Consider the following 21,608-nt stretch of genomic DNA (forward strand, 5'->3'; position numbering starts at 1 on the left):
CCACGATCGCCGCGATCTTGACCAGGGTGAACCAGAACTCCACCTCACCGAACACCTTGACGCTGAGCAGGTTGATCGCGCCGATGAAGAAGATGATGGCCAGCACCCAGATCCACCGCGGCACGTCGGGGAACCAGAACCCCATGTAGACGCCGAACGCGGTCACATCCGCGAGGCACACCACGATCATCTCGAAGGTGTACGTCCAGCCGGTCATGAACCCGGCCAGCGGCCCGAGATGCTTGCTCGCATACTCACCGAACGAGCCCGACACGGGATTGCTCACGGCCATCTCACCGAGCGCGCGGAGCACGATGTAGATCGCCGCCCCACCGATCAAATAGGCGAGCAGCACCGACGGGCCGGCCCGGTTGATCGCTTCCGCCGATCCATAGAACAGGCCGGTCCCGATGGCCGAACCCAGCGCGATGAACCTGATGTGGCGTGCTGTCAGACCTCGGGTCAGCGCCGTTGTGGCGGCTTTCACTATCGGTCTCCCTGCGAACTACTCGAAACTCGGGCGATGCCCGGACTTGATGATTGCGACCCGCAGCCTAGCCCTGTAATGCAGGTCACCCGCTGTCGCCGGGTCCCATGCGGCCCCTCCGCCACGCCGAAACGCCGACCTCGCTTTCGACCGCTCGACCCGAGCCGCTAATATCGGGGGCGGTCATGAGTGCCAGCATCAAGCCCCGGCTAGCTGGTCGGCAACCCTCCATCCGCGGTGGGGTGCCCCGGGTGATGACCGGGTTGTCCGAGAAAAAGTTCGGATGACAAGCGCGGGTCCGTCGGGACGGACCCACAAAGCGGGCCACGACCCACCGGAGGTTCACCATGTGTTGTTGTCGCAGATAGGACCCAGTCTTGCCCCCTGGCGCCCGAGCTGCGCCGATCTCCCCCAATTTCTTGGAGTAGACAACACATGAGCGAGAACACCCCCGTCACCGACCCCGCTGCCTGGAGCTTCGAGACCAAGCAGATCCACGCGGGCCAGACGTCCGATGCGACGACCAACGCGCGCGCGCTGCCGATCTACCAGACCACGTCGTACACGTTCAACAACACCGACCACGCGGCGGCGCTGTTCGGACTGGCCGAGCCGGGCAACATCTACACCCGGATCATGAACCCGACCCAGGACGCGGTCGAGCAGCGGATCGCCTCGCTCGAGGGGGGCGTTGCCGCGCTCCTGCTGGCCTCGGGTCAGGCCGCCGAGACGTTCGCGATCCTCAACCTGGCCGAGGCGGGCGACCACATCGTCTCCAGCCCGCGCCTGTACGGCGGCACCTACAACCTCTTCCACTACACGCTGCCCAAGCTCGGCATCACGGTCAGCTTCGTGGAGGACCCGGACAACCTCGAGCAGTGGCGCGCGGCCATCCAGCCGAACACCAAGGCCTTCTTCGGCGAGACCATCTCCAACCCGAAGAACGACGTCTTCGACATCTCTGGTGTCTCGGCGGTTGCCCACGAGAACGGCATCCCGCTGATCGTGGACAACACGGTCGCCACCCCGTACCTGATCCGGCCGCTCGAGCACGGCGCGGACATCGTGGTGCACTCGGCGACCAAGTACCTCGGCGGGCACGGCACGGCGATCGCGGGAGTCATCGTCGACGGCGGCAACTTCGACTGGACCCAGGGCCGACACACGAACTTCACCACGCCCGACCCCAGCTACCACGGCGCGGTGTTCGCCGACCTCGGTGCGCCCGCCTACGCGCTCAAGGCCCGCGTGCAGCTCCTGCGCGACGTGGGTGCGGCGGTCTCGCCGTTCAACGCCTTCCTCATCAGCCAGGGGCTGGAGACGCTGAGCCTGCGCATCGAGCGGCACGTCGAGAACGCCCAGCGGGTCGCCGAGTTCCTGCAGGCCCGGCCCGAGGTCACCTCGGTCGCGTACGCCGGCCTGCCCTCGTCGCCGTGGTACGAGCGCGGCCAGAAGCTCGCGCCGAAGGGTGCGGGCGCGATCGTCGCGTTCGAGCTGGCAGGCGGGGTCGACGCGGGCAAGAACTTCGTCAACGCCCTCACCCTGCACAGCCACGTCGCCAACATCGGTGACGTGCGTTCGCTCGTCATCCATCCCGCCTCCACGACGCACTCGCAGCTGACCCCCGATGAGCAGCTGGCGTCGGGCGTGACCCCGGGCCTGGTGCGGCTCGCCGTCGGCATCGAGGGCATCGACGACATCCTGGCCGATCTCGAGGCCGGTCTCGCGGCGGCGGCATCTTGACAGTGCGCTCCGAGTCAGACGCCCGTTCGGCGCGGCCTCCGCGGGGACCCCTACCGTCCCTCGCGGGGTTCCCGCCGCCGAACGGGCGGTTGACGGGCATCGGCATCGGCCCGTTGGAACTCGAGAGCGGGGTCGTCCTGCCCGATGTCACCCTCGCCGTCCAGGCGTGGGGAGAGCCGAGCGCCGACCTCGACAACATCGTGCTCGTCGAGCACGCGCTGACCGGTGACTCACACGTCTCCGGTCCCGTGGACGACGAGCACCCGTCGCCGGGCTGGTGGAACGGCATGATCGGCCCCGGCGCCCCCATCGACACCGACGAATGGTGCGTCCTCGCCACCAACGTCCTCGGTGGCTGCCGCGGCACCACCGGGCCCGCCTCGCTCGACCCGGACGGCCGGGCGTGGGGATCGCGCTTTCCCGAGATCTCCATCCGCGACCAGGTGTCGGCGGAGCTCGCGCTGGCCGACCTGCTCGGCATCGAGCGGTTCGCGGCGGTGGTCGGCGGCTCGATGGGCGGCATGCGGACCCTCGAATGGACGGTCGGCCACCCCGAACGCGTCCGATCCGCCCTGATCCTGGCGGTCGGCGCGCGGGCGACCGCGGATCAGATCGGCACCCAGACCACGCAGATCGCCGCGATCACCGCCGACCCCGACTGGCAGGGCGGCGACTATCACGGCACCGGACGGGTGCCCCGCACCGGACTGGGGATCGCCCGTCGGATCGCGCACCTGACGTACCGCACCGAGGACGAACTCGACACCCGGTTCGGCAACGCCACGCAGCCGGGCGAGGACACCTGGCACGGCGGCCGGTACGCGGTGGAGAGCTACCTCGAACACCAGGCCGACAAGCTGGTCGCCCGCTTCGACCCCGGCACCTACGTGCTGCTCACCGAGGCGATGAACCGGCACGACGTCGGCCGCGGACGCGGCGGCGTGGAGGCGGCGCTCGCCTCGACCCCCGTCCCGGTGATCGTCGGCGGCGTTGACTCCGATCGGCTCTACCCGCTCCGGCAGCAGGAGGAACTGGCAGAGCACCTGCCGGGGTGCGACGGGCTGCGCGTGGTGAACTCCCGCTACGGACACGACGGCTTCCTCACCGAGGCCGAATGGGTCACGACGCTGCTCGGCGAGACCATGGCGCTGGCCAGGGCCGGTCGTGGCGCCGCCGAGTAGGGCGATTCTCACACTGCCGAACGTATTTTCATTATCACCATTTTTGTGAGCGCGGGGTCGCTACCATCTGCGCCGTGCGTTCGACTGTGATCCACCCCATTTCGACCACCCTCCCGCCACCGCTCGACACCTTCCCCCCGACGGACGGTTCACTGGTCACGGTCGCCATCGGCTCGCTCCGACTGGAGAGCGGCGACGTGCTGCCGGACGTCACCGTTGCCCTCCAGTGCTGGGGCACCCCCAGCCCGGATCTCGACAACATCGTGCTCGTCGAGCACGCGCTGACGGGCGACTCACACGTCACCGGCCCGGCCGACGACCAGCACGCCACCCCCGGTTGGTGGAACGGCATGGTCGGCCCCGGCGCCCCGATCGACACCGACGAATGGTGTGTCCTCGCCACCAACGTGCTCGGCGGCTGCCGCGGCACCACCGGGCCGGGCTCGCTCGCCCCCGACGGAAAGCCATGGGGCTCACGGTTTCCCGCGATCTCCGTCCGCGACCAGGTCGAGGCCGAGGTCGCCGTGGCCGACGCACTGGGCATCCGACGGTTCGCCTCCGTCGTCGGCGGCTCGATGGGCGGCATGCGAACCCTCGAATGGACGGTCGGCCACCCCGACCGCGTCGGCTCGGCCCTGGTCCTGGCGGTCGGCGCCCGCGCGACCGCGGACCAGATCGGCACCCAGACCACCCAGGTCGCCGCCATCACAGCCGACCCCGACTGGCAGGGCGGCGACTACCACGGCACCGGCAGGACCCCTGAGGCCGGACTGAGCGTCGCCAGGAGAATCGCGCACCTGTCCTATCGCGCCGAGGCGGGTCTCGACGGCGCTTTCGGGAATGCACCGCAGGCCGGGGAAGATCCGTGGCGCGGTGGCCGATACGCCGTGCAGAGCTACCTCGAATACCAGGCCCGCAAGCTGGTCTCCCGCTTCGAAGCCGGCTCCTACGTGGTCCTCACCGAGGCCATCAACCGGCACGACGTCGGTCGCGGCCGCGGCGGCGTGGAGGCGGCGCTCGCCTCGACTCCGGTCCCGGTTGTCGTCGGCGGCGTCGACTCTGATCGGTTGTTCCCGCTGCGCCAGCTCGAGGAGGTGGCGCAGCACCTGCCGGGCTGCGATGGCCTGCGATTGGTGCGGTCCGCGGATGGGCACGACGGCTTCCTCACCGAGGCAGAATGGGTGACCAAACTACTCCGCGAGACTCTGGATTTGGCCCGAATCGGCCGCAACGGGGCCGCACTCGGGCAAGCCGAATCAGGGCAGCGCGAGATTTCCGGATTGGCCTCCTCCTGGACGCTTGATCGATAACATTTGCGCCGTGTCAACGCCAACGATCAACCTCAGCACCCCCGTCGAGCAGCTCCCGACCGACGCCACCGTGATGGCGGTCATCGCTGAGCCGGGCACCCGCAGCGTCGTCGCGTTTCCGCCGACGGACGGGCGTCTGACCGAGATCAACATCGGATCGCTCCAGCTGGAGGGCGGGGGCGTGCTACCGGACGTCACCGTCGCCCTCCAGTGCTGGGGCACGCCGAGCCCGGATCTCGACAACATCGTGCTCGTCGAGCACGCACTGACGGGCGACTCGCACGTCACCGGTCCGGCCGACGACCAGCACGCCACCCCCGGTTGGTGGAACGGCATGGTCGGCCCCGGCGCCCCGATCGACACCGACGAATGGTGCGTCCTCGCCACCAACGTGCTCGGCGGCTGCCGCGGCACCACCGGACCGAGCTCACTCGCCCCCGACGGAAAGCCATGGGGCTCACGCTTCCCCCTGATCTCCGTCCGCGACCAGGTAGAGGCCGAGGTCGCCGTGGCCGACGCACTGGGCATCCGACGGTTCGCCTCCGTCGTCGGCGGCTCGATGGGCGGCATGCGCGTCCTCGAGTGGACGGTCGGGCACCCCGACCGCGTCGGCTCGGCCCTTGCCCTGGCGATCGGCCCGCGCGCGACCGCGGACCAGATCGGCGGCCAGACCACCCAGATCGACGCCATCACCACGGACCCGAACTGGCAGGGCGGCGACTACCACGGCACCGGCAGGACCCCGGATTCCGGACTGAGCATCGCCCGCCGGTTCGCGCACCTGTCGTACCGCGGCGAGGCCGCCCTCGACCTGCAGTTCGAGAACGCGACCCAGCACGGCGAGGACATCTGGCGCGGCGGCAGGTTCGCGGTGCAGAGCTACCTCGAGTACTGCGCGGACAAGCTGGTCACGACCTTCGACGCCGGCTCCTACGTGGTCCTCAGCGAGGCCGTCAGCCGGTACGACGTCGGCCGTGGCCGCGGCGGGATCGCGGCCGCGCTCGGCTCGTGCCAGGTCCCCGTGGTCGTCGGCGCCATCGACTCGGACCGGATCATGCCGCTGCGCCAACTCCAGGACATGGCGGAGCTGCTGCCGGGCTGCGACGGCCTGCGGGTGGCGCGGTCCGACGCCGGCCACGACGGCTTCCTCACCGAGGTCGACTGGGTCACCTCGCTGGTCGACGAGACCCTGACGCTGGCCAGGGCGACCCGCGTGAGCACAGCAGCGTGATCGCGGTGCTGCCGTCGTAACGGCGGCAGCACCGCGACCCGCGCGCCCACACCACGGGCGCCGCGATCACGGCACCCGCTCAGTCGGTGCCCAACGGATCGATCGAGACCGCCAACCACACGATGGCGCCGCCGACCGCGGTCAGCGCCCCGACATCGAAGCGCTGGCCCCGCACGGCCAGCAGCCCCACCCGCTCGGCGGGCAGGCACAGCCGGAATCCGGCGGCCAGCAGCGTCGCCAGCCCGAACACGAAGGCACCGCGCCGCCACCGGTCGGCGAGCACGAAGACCACCGCGACGAGCACAACCGCGAACACCGCCAGCAGCGGCAGGTTCTTGCGGGCGAAGCGCACCCAACGGTTCGCCGTCGGTGCGGAGGTCTGCGCGGTCATCGGCGGTGCTACTCGGAGCCCGCTGCGAGCTGCTCAGCGCGCTCCACGACGTTGGTCAGCAGGAAGGCTCGCGTCAGCGGCCCGACGCCGCCGGGATTCGGCGAGATGAATCCCGCGACCTCGCGGACGCTGTCGTCGACGTCGCCGCGCAGGCCGTCGGCGGTCCGGCTGACACCGACGTCGAGCACCGCGGCACCCGGCTTGACCATGTCCGCGGTGATCAGCCCCGGCACCCCGGCCGCGGCCACGACGATGTCGGCGCGCTCGACCTCGGCCGCGAGGTCCTTGGTCCCGGTGTGGCAGAGGGTGACGGTGGCGTTCTCGCTGCGACGGGTCAGCAGCAGACCGATCGGCCGGCCGACGGTGACGCCACGGCCGACGACCACCACGTGCGCGCCGTTGATCGGCACCTCGTAGCGGCGGAGCAGGTGCACGATGCCGCGGGGGGTACAGGGCAGCGGCGCCTCCTTGCCCAGCACCAGCCGGCCCAGGTTCACCGGATGCAGTCCGTCGGCGTCCTTGCCCGGGTCGATCCGCTCGAGCGCAGCGTTCTCGTCCAGGTGCTTGGGCAGCGGCAGCTGCACGATGTACCCGGTGCACTCGGGGTTGGCGTTGAGCTCGTCGATGGTGGCCTCGAGCTGCGCCTGGGTGATGTCTGCGGGCAGGTCACGCCGGATCGAGGTGATCCCCACCTTGGCGCAGTCGTTGTGCTTACCGCGCACGTAGGCCGCGGATCCGGGGTCGTCGCCGACCAGGACGGTGCCCAGCCCGGGCGTGATGCCCTTGGCCTTGAGCGCATCCACTCGGGCTTTGAGATCGATGAAGATCTCGTCGCGGGTTGCCTTGCCATCCAGGATCGTCGCAGTCACGGCCACCATTGTTTCAGGTAAGACTGGATGGCATGGCAACGACTCCCGAACAGGCACCCGATCTCGTCGGCCCGCGGGTGGTGCTGACCGCGATCCGCCCCGAACACCGTGACCGACTGCGCGAGATCCACCGCGAGCCCGAGGTCCGCAGATGGTGGCAGATTCCCGACGACGACTGGCCCGAGGCCGAGGAACCGGACACCACCAAGTACACGGTGCTGGAGGACGGTCAGGTCATCGGGTTCGCTCAGTGGTACTGCGAACCGGACCCCGACTACCGACATGCCGGGCTAGACCTGTTCCTCTCGTCCGGGACGCAAGGCCGGGGCCTCGGCACCGAGGTGGTGCGGGTGCTGTGCGCGCATCTCATCGACGACCAACGGTTCCACCGATTGGTCATCGACCCGAAGCTCGCCAACGCCCCCGCGATCGCCTGCTACCGCAAGGTGGGCTTCAAGGACGTCGGCGTGATGCGCGAGTACGAGAAGAACAAGAACGGCACCTGGGACGACGGGCTGCTGATGGACCTGCTGGCGCGCGAGCTCGTGCGCTGAGGCAGGCCCGGTCCCGTCAGCCCTCGGGGTACAGGACGGGCTTCAGCTCCGCCCAGGTCCGTCCTGCCGTCAGGAAGTGCGTGTCGGCGACTTCCTCCACGAACACCATCACGTGGGCGGCGTCGTAGCCGAGGTTCTCGGCCACGACCCTGCTCACGTCGCTCATGGTCTTCCGGATCGCCTCCGGGGACTTGCCCTGCATCGTCTTGATCGTGACCATCGGCATGCGTTGCCTCCACCTCTCTGGGTTTGATATCGAAACCCAGCATGGCGGGACCTGGGTCTGAAAGTCAAACCTTGGTAGCCTGGCCGCATGCCGGACCGACCCGCCCTGAGAGTCCCGCTCGACGACTGCGGACTCGCTCGCGCCGTGACCGTGATCGGGGACCGATGGACGCTGCTCGTGCTGCGCGAGGCGCATTACGGTGTGACGCGATTCGATGAGATGCGGGCGGACCTCGAGATACCGAAGGCCGCATTGAGCTCGCGATTGAAGGGGCTCGTCGACGAGGAGCTGCTCGAGCGGCGCCCCTATCGAGAGGAGGGTTCACGCACCAGGGACGAGTACGTGCTCACCCCCAAGGGCCGCGCACTGTTACCCGCCCTGATCGCCTTGATGCAATGGGGCGACCGCTACGCGAACACCGGCGCTCTCCGGTTCCACCATGCCGGGTGTGGCGGGACCGTGACCGCTCGTCTCGTATGCGACTGCGGGCATCTCGCCGAACCGGCGGACCTGGTTGCCACCGCGACCGAGGACGCCGACCTCGTGGCGGAGGAGAGTCGCTAGGGCTCGACGATCAATCCGTGCGCGCCCGCCATCGCGATCGCCTGCGTCATCTCGATCTTCGCCCCGTCCAGCTTGGCGCTGGTCCACAGCGAGGCGTCGACGTGCGCGCCGCGCAGGTCGGCGCCCTCGAGCCGAAGGCCGCTGGTGCGGGCACCGAACAGGTCGACGGACTGCAGCACCGTCTGCCGCAGGTCGGCGTCGACGAGATTGGCCTCGCGCAGCCGGCAGTCGGTGAGGTTGACCCCGCGCAGGTCGGCCTTGCCGAGCGAGGCGAGCGTGAAGTCCACCTCGTCGAACTCGATCGGCCGGATGCGGCAGTCCTCGAAGGCGGAACCGAGCAGGCTCGAACTCCGGAACACGCTGTGCCACAGCCGCGTCCGGGTGAACGTGCAGGACCGGAACGCCGTCACGGTGTGATGTGACCCGGACAGGTCCGCGCCGGTGAAGTCGCAGTCGGTGAAGACGACACGCTCCGTGCGCAACTCGCTGAGGTCCGCGTCCCGGAAGTTGCAGCCGGTGTAGTGCCGATCGTGCCAATTCTGACGCGGCAGTCGGGCGTCCGCGAAGTCCTCGCCGACGAATTCCTCGGGGTGTTCCGGTGCCATGCGGCCATCCTGCCCCCACCCACCGACGCGGCGGGGCACCGGTGGCCGGGCACCTGCCGTTCCCGGTCTGCTACTCGGCGCCGATCAGGCGGGAGGCGTCAGGCGCACCCGGGTCGGCGTGATCCGCAGTTCGGTGCTGTAGACCCGGTCTATCTCCTCGACCGTGGTGCCGAGCTCGCCGGTGATGCTGGCCTCGTACTTGTCGAGATAGGCGCGCATGCCGCTCGACTTCTTGTTCGGGGTCGCCGACGCGGTGCCGCTGATGACGACGATGTCGGTGCCGTGCGGGTCGGAGTTGAAGTTGAGGGTGACCGCCGGGCGCTCGGCGATGTTGTGCACCTTGCGCGATCCGGGAGCGCTGAACACCACCAGATCGTCACCGTCGGGCACGAACCAGACCGGGTTCGGTGCCGGCGCTCCGCTGTCGGTGACGGTGGTCAACCAGGCGACGTGATCCTCGGCGATGTGCCGGCGGGCCTCGGGTGGCATCTCCATGTCGGCCTCCAATCGAGTCTGTATCGACGATACGACCTCAGGGCGGCCCGGGGCGCTGAACGGCCCGCCGCCTCCGATGGCAAGCTGATGCGGTGTTCCGACTGATGTTCCACGAGCCGCGCATCCCACCGAATACCGGCAACGCGATCCGTCTTGTCGCGGGCACCGGGTGTGAGCTGCACCTGGTCGGCCCGCTCGGCTTCGACCTGTCCGAGCCGAAGCTGCGCCGGGCTGGGCTGGACTACCACGACCTGGCCTCGGTCACCGTGCACGAGAACCTCGAGGCCGCATGGGCCGCGCTGGCACCCGAGCGGGTGTACGCGTTCACCGCGCACGGGCAGACCTCGTTCGCGGATGTCGAGTACCAACCCGGCGACGTGCTGCTGTTCGGCCCCGAGCCGACCGGGCTGTCGCAGGAGGTCCTCGCCGACCCGCACGTCACCGCCCAGCTGCGGATCCCGATGGTCCCGGGCAGGCGCTCGCTCAACCTGTCCAATGCCGCGGCCGTCGTCGTGTACGAGGCGTGGCGCCAGCACGGCTTCGCGGGCGGCAGCTAGCGAGTCGCGGTCGCCACCGCGAAGGCCACCCGCATCTGGGTGAAGCGGAACAGGCCGGGGCCACCCGAGACCTCCTCGTAGGCGCGAACCACATCGTCGACGAACCGCGGCACCCGGTCCGCGTCCAGCCGGGCGGTCCAGGCCGCGAAACCCACCGCGCACCAACGGGAGAACTCCTCCCTCGACCCGAAGTCCCAGTCGAGATCCGAGGTCCGCAGGTCGGTCACGACGAGGCCCGCCGACGCGGCCAGCTCCGGATACGCGGCGGGGTCCACGTGGGTGAACGGCGCCTCGAACCCGGCGAACGACTCGGCCCACGCCTGCTCCCCGCACACGCGCATGGCCACCGACTCGAGGCTCGGCCGCTCGCTCGCGCACACCATCTGGATGATCACCCGCGCACTCGGGTGCGCGGCCCTGGCGATGCCTGCCAGCGCCCGGTGCTGCTCGCGAACCCAGTGCAGCGCGTTGAACGAGACCACCACGTCGAACTCGTCCTCGAACGGCAGCTCGCGCGCGTCCGCGACGAGGAAGGTCGCGGTCGCCCCGTCGGGGACCGGCCGGGACCGGGCCTTGTCGACCATCCCCGCCGAGACGTCGACGCCGACCACCGACCCCCTCGGCAGCCGCCCAGCCAGGGCGAGCGTGATGAACCCGTCGCCACACCCGACGTCGAGCAGGCGTTCGGCACCGGTCAGCTCGAGACCGGACAGCGACCTCTCGGCCAGCGTTCGCTGCAGACCACTGACCTGTGCGTACCCCTCACCGTCCCATTCGGACACGGATCAATCCTGCACCTCGAAGCGCTTGTGGCGGGAGGTTTGCCCGGATATCAGCCGCACCGATCTCTTCGACACGCCCAGATGAGCGGCGAGCAACTCCTCGGCCGCCTTGTTGGCCTTGCCCTCCACCGCGGGCGCGCGCACATAGAGCAGCAGGGTGCCGTCCTCGAGGGTCTCGACCAGCGGCCCCTTCTTGCTGTTCGGCTTGATCTGCGCGGCGACGACCCTGGTTCCGGACACCGGCGCCCTCACCCCGCGGCGATGTCGAGGAAGTCGCGCGCAGGCCCGCGCAGGCCGCGGTCGGCGGACCACACCGCGAGCAGCCTGCGCGGCAATCGCAGGCCCTGCACCTCGACCGACACCAGTCGTCCGTCCGTCAGATCCGCCGCCACCGCCAACGAGGACACCACGGCGGGCGCGTTGCCCGCGACGACCGCGGCCTTGACCGCCGTGCACGAGGTGAGCTCGAGCAGCGGGTTCACGCACCCCGGCACGGCGTTCTCGAGCGTGTTCCTGGTGCCCGAACCGAACTCACGCTGGATCAACGGCGTCCTGGCGAGCTCGATCGGGGTGATCGGCGCCGCGCTCGCCCACGGATGCCCGGGCGGGACCACCACCACCAGTTCGTCGCGCGCCACCTCCCGCGCGTGCAGCCCCGCCGGCACGTCCGGCCCCTCCACGAAGCCGAGATCCGCCTCCCCCGCCAGCACCTGGGCCGCGACGTCGGTGGAGTTCAGCAGCCGAACCGAGGTCACCACGGTCGGGTTCTTGCGCCGCATGGTCACCGTCCAGCCCGGCACCAGATACTCGGCGATCGTCATGCTCGCCGCCACGGTCAGGTTGGCCTCGCGCTCGCCGCGCAGCGCCGAGATCCCCGACGCCAGCTCCTCGGCGGCGGCTAGGGTTCCCGCCGCCCACTCCAGCACCAGCCCGCCCTCGTAAGTCGGGGTGACGCCGGTGGTCGCGCGGTCGAACACCCTGATCCCGAGCAGCCGTTCGGCCGAGCGGATCCGCGCGCTGACGGCCTGTTGGCTGAGTCCGTGTTCGCGCCCCGCGGCCCCCATGCTGCCGAGCCGGGCGACGGAGACCAGGACGTCGAGGGCGGCGAGTTCGGGGACGCGCGGGGACAACGGCATACCAACAGGATAGGCCGTCACAACCTGAGGTTGTGACAAGCCAACGACAAGCCGTCTACCGGCGCCGACGTCCGGGCGGCAGTCTCTAATCATGCTCACGATCGCCCGCGAACCCGCCCCAGCACCGACCGCTCGCCGCAGCCCCGCGTTGGCGCACCTGACGCCGAACTGGTTCGCGGTGGTGATGGGCACGGGGATCATCGCGGTCGGCGCGGCCTCGCTGCCGGTGGACCTGCCGGGCCGCGACTCGATCGCGCGGGGGTTCTGGGTGCTGGCGACCGCAGTGTTGCTGCTGCTCTCCGTCGCGTTCGCGGCCCACTGGGTGCGGCATCGCGAGCAGGCACTCGGCTACGCCCGCAATCCGGCGATGGCGCCGTTCTACGGCGCGCTGCCGATGGCCGTGCTGACCGTCGGAGCCGGCGCCGTCGGCGTCGGCACCGAGATCTTCGGCCCCTCCGCCGTCGTGGCCGCCGCGGTCCTGTGGGCGCTCGGCACCGTGGCCGGGGTGACCGCGGCCATCATCGTGCCGCCGCGCATGCTGTCCGGCGGCACTCCCAGCCCAGTGTGGCTGATGCCGGTCGTGCCGCCGATGGTGTCCGCCGCCACCGGGGCGGCGCTCATCCCCCACCTGCCGGAGGGTCAGGCCCGGCTCACCATGCTGCTCGGCTGCTACGCGCTGTTCGCGATGGCACTGACCGCGGCCGTCGTGACGATGGCGGTGGTGATCGGACACCTCGCCCAGGCGGGACTGCCCGGCGTGCAGGCGATCCCGACGATGTGGATCCCGCTGGGCGTGATCGGGCAGTCGATCGCCGCCGCGAATCTGCTCGGCCGGGTCTCCGGCACCGCGGTCTCGTCCGATGCGGCCGCCGGGCTCCGCGCGTTCGGCGTCGCCTACGGCACCGGGGTCGCGGGCATCGGCGCGCTGGTCCTCGGCTTCGCCTGTCTGCTCACCTTCCGGGCCGCAGGCCGCGGGCTCCGCTTCTCGATGAGCTGGTGGAGCTTCACGTTCCCGCTCGGCGCCTGCGCGGTCGGGGCGGGGGCGCTGGGGATGGCAACAGATTCCGTTGCCGTCCAGTGGTTTTCCGTGGCCCTGTTCGCATTGTTGCTCGGCATCTGGACCGTGGTCGCCGCCAACACCGCGCGCGGGGTGTGGACGAGGTCACTGCTCGTCCCCGCCCCATGAGCCCCGTCGCCCGCGCGCGGTGAGGTCAGAGCAGGAACACCAGCACCGCGCCGATCAGAGCGACCGCCGCGATGAGCGCGAGCGCACCGGCCAGCACCAGCGGCCTGCCGCCTCCCGAGGGGGCGTCGTCGTCGCCTTCCTGGTCGTCATCGGCATCGACGTCCGAGACGGCCTGGATCGCCCCAACCGCCGACGCGGTGAGCAGGCTCGACCGTTCGTGGGCGTCGGTGACCTCGCGCACCTCACGCACCGAACCCGGGATCGCGCTGATCACCTCGGTGACGTCGTACGACGGCGGCAGGCCGATCCGCCTGATCGCCATCGCCGGGGTCTGGAATCCGGCGGCCAGAATCGCCGCACCCAGCGCGGCGGCCTGCTCCGGGCCCGGCCCCACCACGCTGTGCACCCCGAGCCGGTCGGTCAGCGCGGTCGCGACGCCCTTCAACGCGACCGTGTCCCGCGCCACCAGTCCGTCCCCGGTCACGATCACGGCATCGAGGTTCGAGGGCAGCCAGCCGAACGCGCCGAGCGCGGTGGAGAGCTGCGCGGTGGGCGACGTCCCGCTGCCGGCGGGGAACCGGAAGGAGCGGCCGACCAGCACACCCGAGCGCACCAGGCTCACCGACGTTCCCGCGTCGTCCGCGTGGTACGTCCCGATCAGCTGGCCTGGTGTCTCCGCGACCTCGGATTCGAACCAGGCACACGAGGCCTCCGCGTCGGACACCAGCGTGATCTGCGGCATGCCGCCGTAGTCGAGCGATTCGCGAAGGTCCGCCACGGTCTCGGGATCCCAGTTGGACGGGTAGGTCGCCCAGACGTGCGGCGTGCCGCCGTCCCGCCCGCCGTGGTCCGGCAACGGCTCGCACTCGTGCAGCAGGCTGCTGATCGCGGTCGCGACCACGTCCTCCGCCCGATACCGGGTGCCGTCGCTCGCCGCGACCCCCTCGGGTTCGCCGACTCTCGACAGGAACCCGGACAGCGTGTGCTCCGTAACGCCGTCCTGCCCGGCACCGCCGAGCACTGTGCTCCCGTCGGAGCCAACATGCAGCACCGTGTCGCGGACGATGACTATGGGGTCCGGGGTTCCCGCGTCGTTCGACGCGATCACCGTGTGCGACACGATGCTGCCCACCCTGAGCCCAATTCCCACGGACACGCCAACACCTCATTCGGTATGAACAGATCGCCGTCCGCACGCCGAATCATTCAGCGCGCGGCCGGGTTACATCTTGCTATGCCGACGTTCAGGTGGGCGCGCGACACACGGCCAGAAGCGTCCGGATCCCATATTCCGCGATGCCCGAGCGGGGTTGCGCCCCTTGGCGCCGCCGACGCGCGGTGCGGCCTCAGGCCAACGCCAGGAAGAGCTTCTCGAGTTCCGCCTCGGTCATCGGCTCCTGGTTGTCGCGATTGGTCCCGGACAGGCAATCGCGCAGGCCGGTCGCGACGATCTTGAAGCCGGCGCGGTCCAACGCACGCGAGACCGCGGCGAGCTGGGTCACCACGTCCTTGCAGTCGCGGCCGCTCTCGATCATCGAGATGACGCCCGCCAGTTGGCCCTGCGCGCGCCGCAGCCTGTTGAGCACCAACGCGATGCTCTCCTCGTCACCCGTCATTTCGCCACTCCTAAGTTCTCACGTCCGGATCCGTCGACTCCGATGGTACCCGCCGGGGTATGTGACCGCGGGCGGGTGCGGCCCTGGCCTGCGCAGATGCTAATGTCTGCCGTGTTGAGACACGGGGTGCTCCGCAAGTCGCGGGGCTGAGAGCAGACCCGAGAACCTGGCCAGGTAATGCTGACGAAGGGATGTCATGGCTTCGCATACGCCCACCACGGGGGGCACCGCTGACGACTGCGTGCAGGACCGCTTCACCGAACACCTGTGGGATCACACCAAGACGCTGCGCGTCGCGATCGACGAGCTGGAGTTCCTCCGCCGCCTCGGCGACGGCAGCCTGCCGCTCGACGTCTTCCGCTTCTACGTCGAGCAGGACTCGCTGTACCTGAGCGGGTACGCGAAGGCGCTCGCCGTACTCGCCTCACGGGCACCCGACCCGGCGTCGGCCGCCTTCTGGGCCACCTCCGCCGCCAGCGCGGCCGTCGTCGAGACCTCCCTGCACGAGGACCTGTTGTCGGGCGGGGTGCTGCCGCCCGCCGAGCAGGAACCCCGGCACTCCCCGACCTGCCTCGGCTACGTCTCGTACCTGATCGCGGCCGCGGCAACCGAGCCGTACCCGGTCGCGGCCGCGGCGATCCTGCCGTGCTTCTGGATCTACGCCGAGGTGGGGCGCGACCTGGCCGCCGGCGCGGCGAAGGTGCTGGCCGCCGATCCCGGACATCCCTACGCGCAGTGGGTGTCCACCTACGACGCCGAGGAGTTCCAGACGTCCGCGGCGACCGCCCGCACCCTGGTCGACGCGGCCGCGAGCGCCGCAACCGAGAGCGAGCGCGAGGCGATGGTCGAGGCGTTCACCATCGCGACACGGTACGAACTCCTGTTCTGGGACACCGCGCTCCACCCGCAGCCCTGGCCGGCGCCGTGACCGCCCGGATCCGCCGCGCGCTCGCGGGCGCCGTCGTCGCGCTGTCCTCGCTGTCGGTGCTCACCGCATGCGGCTCCGACACCGGCTCCGGGGAGACCATCCGGTTCGCCCTCGACTGGACCCCGAACACCAACCACACCGGGCTCTTCGTGGCGCAGCAAAAGGGGTACTTCGCCGACGCCGGACTGGACGTGGAGGTGTTGCCGTACAACAACACCGCGGTCGACACCCTCGTCGACGCCGGGAACGCCGAGTTCGGGATCAGCACCCACGACGCGTCCACGTTCTCGCGGGCCTCGGGCGCGCACACGGTGTCGGTCCTGGCTCCGCTGCAGCACTGGGCGACCGCGATCGGCGTCCGCGCCGACCGGGCCGACATCGTCAGTCCCAAGGACCTCGACGGCAAGACCTACGCCGGTTTCGGCGATCCGGGCGAGAACGAGACGCTCCGCCAGGTGATCCGAAACGACGGCGGCACCGGCGATTTCAACTCGGTCACCCTCGGCACCTCCGCATACGACGCCGTCTACTCCGGCAAAGCAGACTTCACCGTCTCCTACTTCGCGTGGGAGGGCATCGAGGCCGAGCACGCGGGCACCCCGATGCGGTACTTCCGCTACACCGACTACGGGTTCCCCGATGCCTACGCCATCGTGGTCGACGGCAACGAGGACTGGCTCGAGTCGCATCCCGAGCAGGCCCGCAAGTTCGTTCAGGCGCTGCAGCGGGGCTACCAGTTCGCCGCGGACAACCCGGACGAGGCCGCGCGGCTGCTCATCGAGGCCAACCCGGGTGCCTTCAACGACGAGTCGCTGGTGATCGAGAGCCAGCGGATGCTCGCCGGGGAGTACATGAAGGACGCGACGGGGAAGGTCGGCACCCAGACCCTGCCGCAATGGGCGGGCAACTCGGGATTCCTCTATCAGCACGGACTGCTCGCCGGCCCGGACGGCAACCCGTTGACCACCGAACCCGACTGGTCGACGTACTTCACCAATGACTACCTCGGCCCTTCGTAGACTGACCCCCGCCCTGGTGGTGGTGGCGGCGCTGGTCGCCGCCTGGCAGATCTATGTCGACGTCAGTGGGATCCGTCCGCAGCTGCTGCCGTCGCCTGTGCGCGTCGCACAGCAGGGCTGGGGGCACCGCGACGAGATCGCCGTGCATGCGGGCGCCACGCTGACGGTGACCCTGATCGGGTTCTCGGTGTCGCTGGTGCTGGCGTGGGCGCTGGCGATCCTGGTGGACTTCTCGCCGTGGCTGCGCCGCGCGTTCGTGCCGTTGTTCGTGGCCTCGCAGACCCTGCCGATCATCGCGATCGCCCCCCTGATGATCATCTGGTTCGGGTTCGGGCTGCTCCCGAAGGTCCTGGTGATCGCACTGGCCACCTTCTTCCCGATGGCGATCGGGCTGATCGAGGGCTTCGCCTCGACCGAACGGGAGGCCGGTGCGCTGCTGCGCAGCATGCGCGCCTCGCGCTGGCAGGTGTTCCGGTATGTGCGGCTGCCGTCCGCCCTGCCGAGGTTCTTCACCGCGCTGCGCATCGGCATCACCTACGCCGTCGTCGGTGCCGTGTTCGCCGAGTACGTCGGGGCCAGTAAGGGACTCGGCATCTACATGAGCCTGCAGAAGAATTCGTTCCGCACCGACCTGGTACTGGCGGCGGTGCTGGTGACCGCCGTCATCAGCATCGCCCTGTACCTGCTCACCTTCGCGGTGGAGCGGGTCGTCGCCCCGTGGTCCCGGATGGAGCACGGCCATGGCTGAGGCACGCGGTTCGAGGATCGCGCTCGACGGGGTCACCAAGTCGTACCCGCTGCCAGGGCGTCGCGGCGGTGCCCGCCTAGTGCTGGACCAGGTGTCCTTCGACGCAGCGCCCGGCGAATTCGTCTCCGTCATCGGCCCGAGCGGCTGCGGCAAGAGCACGGTGTTCAACATCCTCGCCGGGCTGGACTCCCCGGATTCGGGCCGGGTGCTCGTCGGCGACGGGGCGGCCTCGGGAACCCCGCACAGCGCGTACATGCCTCAGAAGGACCTGCTGTTCCCGTGGCGAACGGTGCTCGACAACACCGCGCTCGGGCTCGAGGTGCAGGGAATCGACAAGCGGGAGGCCAGGCGCCGCGCCCGCGAGCTGTTCCCCATCTTCGGCCTGTCCGGGTTCGAGGACGCACGCCCGTTCCAGCTCTCGGGCGGGATGCGCCAACGCGCCGCGATGCTGCGCACGGTCGTCCAGGACCGCGAGCTGCTGCTGCTCGACGAGCCGTTCGGCGCCCTCGATTCACTGACCCGCACCGAGATGCAGGACTGGCTACAGCAGGTGTGGCAGCGGTACCGGTGGATGGTCCTGATGATCACTCACGACATCCGCGAGGCGGTCTACCTCTCCGACCGGGTGATCGTGCTGTCGGCCCGGCCCGCCACCGTGCGCCGGGAGGTGCGTGTCGACCTGCCGCGGCCGAGGGAACTGTCCGTCGTCACCTCGCCCGAGTTCGTGGCACTGGAGCAGGAGCTGCTGGAAGTGCTGCACGAGGAGTCGCGCCGCGCGCTCGCCGAGCAGGAGTCCGCACCCCGGTGACCCGAGGTCCTGGCGCCACCGACGCGCTGCGGCCACACTGGAGGTGAATCCCGGGTCGACGACGAGCCGGGGCGACCAAGGAGAATTTCCATGGGCAGCAGGGGACCGTTCGGCATCGATCCGGAAGACATCGAGCGCATCGCCCGCGAGGCCAGCGCGGGACTGCGCGACGCCGCCGAGAAATTCGGCCGGTTCCTCGACGACGCGGGCATCCCCTACTCGCACTCGTTCAACGTGGGAACCAGCACGTCGTGGCCCCGGCCGAGGCCGGAGACGACCGGCGACACCGGTGACGGCGTGTGGGCGATCTACACCGTCGACGAGGACGGGTCCGCCCGGGTGGACCAGGTGTTCGCGACCGAGCTCGAGGCGCTGCGGATGCACAAGAACAACACCGACCCGCGGCGACTGGTGCGGTTCCTGCCGTACGGGGTGACCGTGAGCGTGCTCGACGAGACCAGCGACGACGAGCCGCCCGCCCCGAAGGCCGAAACCGACGAGCAGCCCGGCGAGGCCCCCGGCGACGACGAGAGCTAGCGTCCCGGCGGCTCGTGCGCGAGCAGGTATCGCGCCTAGACGAACTCGCCGACCGGCATCCGCCCGGCCTGCCAGGTGCGGTAGCCGCCGTCCAGGTTGCGCACACTGCGCCCGAGCTGGCGCAACAGCTGCGTCGCGGTGTGGCCACGCTGGCCGACCTGGCAGATCGCAACCAGCTCGCCGTCCGGCAATTCCGCTGCGCGCGAGCGCAACTGGTCGAGCTCGATGTTCAGCGAACCGGGGATCGAGCCCTTGGCGAACTCGGCAGGGGTGCGCACGTCCACCAGCACCGCACCGGCCTCGACCAGCGCCGGTAGCTCGTGCCACTGCACCGTGGCGGTGGTCCCGGTGCGCAGGTTGTCCGCGACGTAGCCGAGCATGTTCACCGGGTCCTTCGCCGAACCGAACTGCGGCGCATAGGCCAGCTCGAGGTCTGCCAGCTCGGAGGCGGTGAGGCCGCCGACCATGGCCGTGGCGATCACGTCGATGCGCTTGTCGACGCCGTCGCCGCCGACGCCCTGGGCACCGAGGATCGCGTCGGTCTCCGGGTCGACGAGCAGCTTGAGCGACATGCCCTGCGCGCCCGGGTAGTAGCCGGCATGCGACTGCGGGTGCGTGTGGATGGCCCGGTACCCGCGGCCTGCGGCGCGCAACCGCTTCTCGTTCCACCCGACCGCAGCCACCATCAGCGAGAACACCCCGACGATCGCGGTGCCGACGACGGGCCGCGCCCGCACCGGCCTGCCCGCGATCACGTCCGCGACCAGCCGGCCCTGCCGGTTCGCGGGGTTCGCCAGCGGAACCAGTCCGGCGCCGCCGGTGAGCGCGTCGGTCTTCTCCACCGCGTCGCCCACCGCGTAGACCCCCTCAACCGAGGTCCGCATGCTCGCGTCGACCACGATGCCGCCGCGGGGCCCGACCTCGATGCCCGCGCCGACCGCCAGCGCGGTCTCGGGCCGCACCCCGATGGCCATCACGACGACATCGGCAGGGATCAGGCGGCCGTCGGCGAGGGTCACGGTGTCCACGCCGATTCCGGTCACCTGGGTGCCGAGCTCGAGCCGGACGCCGTTGCCGCGCAGCTCCTCCGCGACCGGCGCCGCCATCTCGGGATCGAGCGGGGCCAGCACCTGGTCGGCCAGCTCGACGACGGTGACATCGAGTCCACGGTGTCGCAGGTTCTCGGCGAGCTCGACGCCGATGAACCCGGCCCCGACGATCACCGCGGTGCGGGCGTCGGCATTCAGCTCGCCGACCAGCCGGTCCACGTCCTCGACGTCGCGCAGGACCAGCGCCCGCCCGACACCCTCGATGTCGGGGACGATGGGACTCGCGCCGGGGCTGAGCACCAGTGAGTCGTACGACTCCGCTGCCTCGTCGCCGGTCCGCAGATCGCGGACGGTGACCGTCCTGGCGACGGGGTCGACGGCGACCACCTCGGTGCGCACCCGCACGTCGAGGCGGAACCGGGCGGCGAGGCTCTCCGGGGTCTGCAGCAGCAGCGCCTCCCGGTCCTCGATGACCCCGCCCGCGTAGTAGGGCAGCCCGCAGTTCGCGAACGACACGTGCGCGCCGCGCTCGAAGACGACGATCTCCGCCTCCTCGTCCAGGCGACGCAACCTGGTCGCGGCGGACATACCTCCGGCGACCCCACCCACGATGACGACCTTCACGGCGACTCCTCTCAGTCGATCCGAACTATACCCCCTAGGGTATCTGCGTGGCCGTGGACGTGACCGGTCACACCCCGAGACGCCTAGGATCAGCGCCTTCGGACCAGCCGCAGGAGGGCGTACCCGACGAGGACGACCAGCGCGAGGAATCCCACCCAGGGGACAGCCCGGCCGAGGAAGACGACCAGTCCGTGCAGCGCGGACAGCAGTGCGTGCCACCCGGCGACGACGCCGTCCCAGAAACTGTCCGGGTCCGCGCTGCCCGGCCCGTCGGTCGTGATGTCGATCGAGATGGTCGCGAGCTCGACCTGGTCGGCCAGCACGCGTCGCTGCGCGACGAGGCTGTCGACTTCCGCCTGCCGCTGCGAGAGCGCGTTCTCGGCCTCGATGAGATCCGCGGTGTTCGCTGCGGTCGCGATCAGCGCCTGCAGTCGCGTGACCGAGGCCTGCAGCGCACCGATCCGCGCGTCGAGGTCCTGGGCCTGCATGGTGACATCGCTCCTGCTGACGCTGACCCCGGTCACCTCGCCCAGGTCCGAGATCTCGTCGAGGGTGGCGGTGAGGCGGTCCGCCGGGATCCGAACCGTCAGAGAACTACTCGGCTCGGTGTCGTCGGTCCGCGGGCGCTCGGTCCGATCGTCGACCCGTCCGCCCGCGTTCTCGACGATGCGCACGACGGTGCGGCCGGTGTCGACGGGGTCGGCCGCGGTGAGCGAGACGGAACCGGTGGTGACCTCCTGCCGTTCGGCTAGGCCCTCCGCGGGCGCAGGGGCGAGCTTCGCATCGGGCGCGATGCCCGCCTCGGCACCGGCCGCGGACGAGGATTGCGGCTCGGACTGCGACTGCTCGGGTTCGCCGCCACCGCAGCCCGCCAACAACGCGATCAGGATCAGGATCGTGGCGAGCGCAGGTGCCTTCATACCCGGGATGCTAGGCCGGTGGGCGACGGCGAACGGAGCTCC

General features: G+C 70.2%; 26 protein-coding genes and 1 riboswitch. Of the genes, 13 read left to right on the forward strand and 13 right to left on the reverse strand.

Annotation, left to right across the window (positions count from 1 at the left end; genetic code table 11):
- Window positions 1–487, reverse strand: a 487-nt coding sequence (locus tag BR31_RS0115375; protein WP_027501730.1) for an amino acid permease, incomplete at its 3' end; no start/stop codon positions are given.
- A 181-nt stretch (window positions 488–668) separates the two neighbouring features.
- Window positions 669–786: riboswitch (SAM riboswitch) on the forward strand.
- A gap of 136 nt (window positions 787–922) precedes the next feature.
- On the opposite strand from BR31_RS0115375, the gene BR31_RS0115380 reads away from it, so the two are divergent.
- From BR31_RS0115380 to metX (BR31_RS0115395), 4 genes are all read left to right on the forward strand, one after another.
- Complete coding sequence (locus tag BR31_RS0115380) at window positions 923–2,230, forward strand: bifunctional o-acetylhomoserine/o-acetylserine sulfhydrylase (RefSeq protein WP_027501731.1); 1,308 nt, start codon at window positions 923–925, stop codon at window positions 2,228–2,230.
- A gap of 2 nt (window positions 2,231–2,232) precedes the next feature.
- Window positions 2,233–3,411 (forward strand): homoserine O-acetyltransferase MetX, encoded by a 1,179-nt coding sequence (gene metX / locus BR31_RS0115385; RefSeq protein ID WP_081830507.1) that lies wholly within the window; start codon window positions 2,233–2,235, stop codon window positions 3,409–3,411.
- Window positions 3,412–3,509: 98 nt separating this feature from the next.
- A complete protein-coding gene (metX, locus tag BR31_RS0115390) occupies window positions 3,510–4,721 on the forward strand; it encodes a homoserine O-acetyltransferase MetX (protein WP_027501733.1) in 1,212 nt (403 codons plus the stop codon).
- Between the two features lie 73 nt (window positions 4,722–4,794).
- Complete coding sequence (gene metX / locus BR31_RS0115395) at window positions 4,795–5,952, forward strand: homoserine O-acetyltransferase MetX (RefSeq protein WP_037176864.1); 1,158 nt, start codon at window positions 4,795–4,797, stop codon at window positions 5,950–5,952.
- Between the two features lie 79 nt (window positions 5,953–6,031).
- Here the strand turns inward: metX (BR31_RS0115395) and BR31_RS0115400 are convergent, their stop codons facing one another.
- Both BR31_RS0115400 and BR31_RS0115405 read right to left on the reverse strand, forming a co-directional pair.
- Window positions 6,032–6,343, reverse strand: coding sequence for a DUF3017 domain-containing protein (locus tag BR31_RS0115400; protein WP_051637464.1), 312 nt, complete (start codon window positions 6,341–6,343; stop codon window positions 6,032–6,034).
- An 8-nt stretch (window positions 6,344–6,351) separates the two neighbouring features.
- Entirely contained in the window at window positions 6,352–7,212 is an 861-nt protein-coding gene (locus BR31_RS0115405) for a bifunctional methylenetetrahydrofolate dehydrogenase/methenyltetrahydrofolate cyclohydrolase (RefSeq protein WP_197023627.1), read from the reverse strand.
- 32 nt (window positions 7,213–7,244) lie between these two features.
- Here BR31_RS0115405 and BR31_RS0115410 point away from each other — a divergent pair, with 32 nt between their 5' ends.
- On the forward strand, window positions 7,245–7,766 hold the full coding sequence (locus BR31_RS0115410; RefSeq protein ID WP_197023628.1) for a GNAT family N-acetyltransferase: 522 nt from the start codon (window positions 7,245–7,247) through the stop codon (window positions 7,764–7,766).
- 16 nt (window positions 7,767–7,782) lie between these two features.
- On the opposite strand, the gene BR31_RS31905 is transcribed toward BR31_RS0115410, so the two are convergent.
- On the reverse strand, window positions 7,783–7,992 hold the full coding sequence (locus BR31_RS31905; protein WP_037176846.1) for a tautomerase family protein: 210 nt from the start codon (window positions 7,990–7,992) through the stop codon (window positions 7,783–7,785).
- 87 nt (window positions 7,993–8,079) lie between these two features.
- On the opposite strand from BR31_RS31905, the gene BR31_RS28875 reads away from it, so the two are divergent.
- Complete coding sequence (locus BR31_RS28875) at window positions 8,080–8,556, forward strand: winged helix-turn-helix transcriptional regulator (RefSeq protein WP_081830509.1); 477 nt, start codon at window positions 8,080–8,082, stop codon at window positions 8,554–8,556.
- Here BR31_RS28875 and BR31_RS0115425 read toward each other — a convergent pair.
- The gene (locus BR31_RS0115425) at window positions 8,553–9,161 is read right to left on the reverse strand and encodes a pentapeptide repeat-containing protein (protein WP_027501738.1); all 609 of its coding nucleotides are present in this window, start codon (window positions 9,159–9,161) and stop codon (window positions 8,553–8,555) included. The two genes, BR31_RS28875 and BR31_RS0115425, sit on opposite strands and share 4 nt — an antisense overlap.
- Window positions 9,162–9,245: 84 nt before the next feature.
- Window positions 9,246–9,656 carry a pyridoxamine 5'-phosphate oxidase family protein gene (locus BR31_RS0115430; RefSeq protein WP_027501739.1) on the reverse strand — a complete coding sequence of 137 codons (411 nt, stop codon included), beginning with the start codon at window positions 9,654–9,656 and terminating at the stop codon, window positions 9,246–9,248.
- 92 nt (window positions 9,657–9,748) lie between these two features.
- Between BR31_RS0115430 and BR31_RS0115435 the strand changes: the two genes are divergently transcribed.
- Complete coding sequence (locus tag BR31_RS0115435) at window positions 9,749–10,213, forward strand: tRNA (cytidine(34)-2'-O)-methyltransferase (RefSeq protein WP_027501740.1); 465 nt, start codon at window positions 9,749–9,751, stop codon at window positions 10,211–10,213.
- On the opposite strand, the gene BR31_RS0115440 is transcribed toward BR31_RS0115435, so the two are convergent.
- Genes BR31_RS0115440 through BR31_RS0115450 form a run of 3 tightly spaced genes read right to left on the reverse strand, consistent with a single transcriptional unit; the run spans window position 10,210 to window position 12,131 of the window.
- Window positions 10,210–10,995 carry a class I SAM-dependent methyltransferase gene (locus tag BR31_RS0115440; RefSeq protein ID WP_027501741.1) on the reverse strand — a complete coding sequence of 262 codons (786 nt, stop codon included), beginning with the start codon at window positions 10,993–10,995 and terminating at the stop codon, window positions 10,210–10,212. The genes BR31_RS0115435 and BR31_RS0115440 overlap by 4 nt on opposite strands.
- 3 nt (window positions 10,996–10,998) lie before the next feature.
- On the reverse strand, window positions 10,999–11,235 hold the full coding sequence (locus tag BR31_RS0115445; protein ID WP_027501742.1) for a DUF167 domain-containing protein: 237 nt from the start codon (window positions 11,233–11,235) through the stop codon (window positions 10,999–11,001).
- Between the two features lie 8 nt (window positions 11,236–11,243).
- A complete protein-coding gene (locus tag BR31_RS0115450) occupies window positions 11,244–12,131 on the reverse strand; it encodes a LysR family transcriptional regulator (protein WP_027501743.1) in 888 nt (295 codons plus the stop codon).
- Window positions 12,132–12,222: 91 nt separating this feature from the next.
- Between BR31_RS0115450 and BR31_RS0115455 the strand changes: the two genes are divergently transcribed.
- On the forward strand, window positions 12,223–13,317 hold the full coding sequence (locus BR31_RS0115455) for a TDT family transporter (protein ID WP_051637466.1): 1,095 nt from the start codon (window positions 12,223–12,225) through the stop codon (window positions 13,315–13,317).
- Between the two features lie 25 nt (window positions 13,318–13,342).
- Here BR31_RS0115455 and BR31_RS0115460 read toward each other — a convergent pair whose 3' ends face one another.
- A complete protein-coding gene (locus BR31_RS0115460; RefSeq protein ID WP_027501745.1) occupies window positions 13,343–14,473 on the reverse strand; it encodes a hypothetical protein in 1,131 nt (376 codons plus the stop codon).
- Window positions 14,474–14,663: 190 nt separating this feature from the next.
- A complete protein-coding gene (locus BR31_RS0115465) occupies window positions 14,664–14,933 on the reverse strand; it encodes a metal-sensitive transcriptional regulator (RefSeq protein WP_027501746.1) in 270 nt (89 codons plus the stop codon).
- Between the two features lie 196 nt (window positions 14,934–15,129).
- Between BR31_RS0115465 and BR31_RS0115470 the strand changes: the two genes are divergently transcribed.
- The 5 genes from BR31_RS0115470 (at window position 15,130) to BR31_RS0115490 (ending at window position 18,973) form a co-directional block, all read left to right on the forward strand.
- The gene (locus BR31_RS0115470; protein WP_051637467.1) at window positions 15,130–15,861 is read left to right on the forward strand and encodes a TenA family protein; all 732 of its coding nucleotides are present in this window, start codon (window positions 15,130–15,132) and stop codon (window positions 15,859–15,861) included.
- A complete protein-coding gene (locus tag BR31_RS0115475; RefSeq protein ID WP_231496506.1) occupies window positions 15,858–16,880 on the forward strand; it encodes an ABC transporter substrate-binding protein in 1,023 nt (340 codons plus the stop codon). The genes BR31_RS0115470 and BR31_RS0115475 overlap by 4 nt, the downstream gene beginning before the upstream one ends.
- Window positions 16,858–17,628: an ABC transporter permease gene (locus BR31_RS0115480; protein ID WP_037176849.1), complete on the forward strand. Its 771-nt coding sequence runs from the start codon at window positions 16,858–16,860 to the stop codon at window positions 17,626–17,628. Before BR31_RS0115475 ends, BR31_RS0115480 begins: the two co-directional genes overlap by 23 nt.
- Window positions 17,621–18,436, forward strand: coding sequence for an ABC transporter ATP-binding protein (locus tag BR31_RS0115485; protein ID WP_027501750.1), 816 nt, complete (start codon window positions 17,621–17,623; stop codon window positions 18,434–18,436). Before BR31_RS0115480 ends, BR31_RS0115485 begins: the two co-directional genes overlap by 8 nt.
- A 90-nt stretch (window positions 18,437–18,526) precedes the next feature.
- Entirely contained in the window at window positions 18,527–18,973 is a 447-nt protein-coding gene (locus tag BR31_RS0115490) for a hypothetical protein (protein WP_027501751.1), read from the forward strand.
- A 35-nt stretch (window positions 18,974–19,008) separates the two neighbouring features.
- Here the strand turns inward: BR31_RS0115490 and BR31_RS0115495 are convergent, their stop codons facing one another.
- Both BR31_RS0115495 and BR31_RS28880 read right to left on the reverse strand, forming a co-directional pair.
- Window positions 19,009–20,646 carry an FAD-dependent oxidoreductase gene (locus BR31_RS0115495; protein WP_027501752.1) on the reverse strand — a complete coding sequence of 546 codons (1,638 nt, stop codon included), beginning with the start codon at window positions 20,644–20,646 and terminating at the stop codon, window positions 19,009–19,011.
- An 89-nt stretch (window positions 20,647–20,735) separates the two neighbouring features.
- The gene (locus BR31_RS28880; RefSeq protein ID WP_051637468.1) at window positions 20,736–21,566 is read right to left on the reverse strand and encodes a DUF4349 domain-containing protein; all 831 of its coding nucleotides are present in this window, start codon (window positions 21,564–21,566) and stop codon (window positions 20,736–20,738) included.
- Window positions 21,567–21,608: the final 42 nt, after the last annotated feature.

The organism is Rhodococcus sp. UNC363MFTsu5.1 (assembly GCF_000686785.1).
Taxonomy (GTDB): Bacteria; Actinomycetota; Actinomycetes; order Mycobacteriales; family Mycobacteriaceae; genus Rhodococcus_G; species Rhodococcus_G maanshanensis.

Bases quoted from the DNA above. Each gene is read 5' to 3' on its own strand.
- BR31_RS0115470 (WP_051637467.1), top strand. From the start codon at position 15,130: ATGGCTTCGCATACGCCCACCACGGGGGGCACCGCTGACGACTGCGTG.
- BR31_RS0115430 (WP_027501739.1), bottom strand. From the start codon at position 9,656: ATGGAGATGCCACCCGAGGCCCGCCGGCACATCGCCGAGGATCACGTC.
- BR31_RS31905 (WP_037176846.1), bottom strand. From the start codon at position 7,992: ATGCCGATGGTCACGATCAAGACGATGCAGGGCAAGTCCCCGGAGGCG.
- BR31_RS0115480 (WP_037176849.1), top strand. From the start codon at position 16,858: ATGACTACCTCGGCCCTTCGTAGACTGACCCCCGCCCTGGTGGTGGTG.
- BR31_RS0115425 (WP_027501738.1), bottom strand. From the start codon at position 9,161: ATGGCACCGGAACACCCCGAGGAATTCGTCGGCGAGGACTTCGCGGAC.
- BR31_RS0115465 (WP_027501746.1), bottom strand. From the start codon at position 14,933: ATGACGGGTGACGAGGAGAGCATCGCGTTGGTGCTCAACAGGCTGCGG.
- BR31_RS0115400 (WP_051637464.1), bottom strand. From the start codon at position 6,343: ATGACCGCGCAGACCTCCGCACCGACGGCGAACCGTTGGGTGCGCTTC.
- metX (WP_037176864.1), top strand. From the start codon at position 4,795: ATGGCGGTCATCGCTGAGCCGGGCACCCGCAGCGTCGTCGCGTTTCCG.
- BR31_RS0115485 (WP_027501750.1), top strand. From the start codon at position 17,621: ATGGCTGAGGCACGCGGTTCGAGGATCGCGCTCGACGGGGTCACCAAG.
- BR31_RS0115490 (WP_027501751.1), top strand. From the start codon at position 18,527: ATGGGCAGCAGGGGACCGTTCGGCATCGATCCGGAAGACATCGAGCGC.
- BR31_RS0115410 (WP_197023628.1), top strand. From the start codon at position 7,245: ATGGCAACGACTCCCGAACAGGCACCCGATCTCGTCGGCCCGCGGGTG.
- BR31_RS0115380 (WP_027501731.1), top strand. From the start codon at position 923: ATGAGCGAGAACACCCCCGTCACCGACCCCGCTGCCTGGAGCTTCGAG.
- BR31_RS28880 (WP_051637468.1), bottom strand. From the start codon at position 21,566: ATGAAGGCACCTGCGCTCGCCACGATCCTGATCCTGATCGCGTTGTTG.
- BR31_RS0115450 (WP_027501743.1), bottom strand. From the start codon at position 12,131: ATGCCGTTGTCCCCGCGCGTCCCCGAACTCGCCGCCCTCGACGTCCTG.
- BR31_RS0115455 (WP_051637466.1), top strand. From the start codon at position 12,223: ATGCTCACGATCGCCCGCGAACCCGCCCCAGCACCGACCGCTCGCCGC.
- BR31_RS28875 (WP_081830509.1), top strand. From the start codon at position 8,080: ATGCCGGACCGACCCGCCCTGAGAGTCCCGCTCGACGACTGCGGACTC.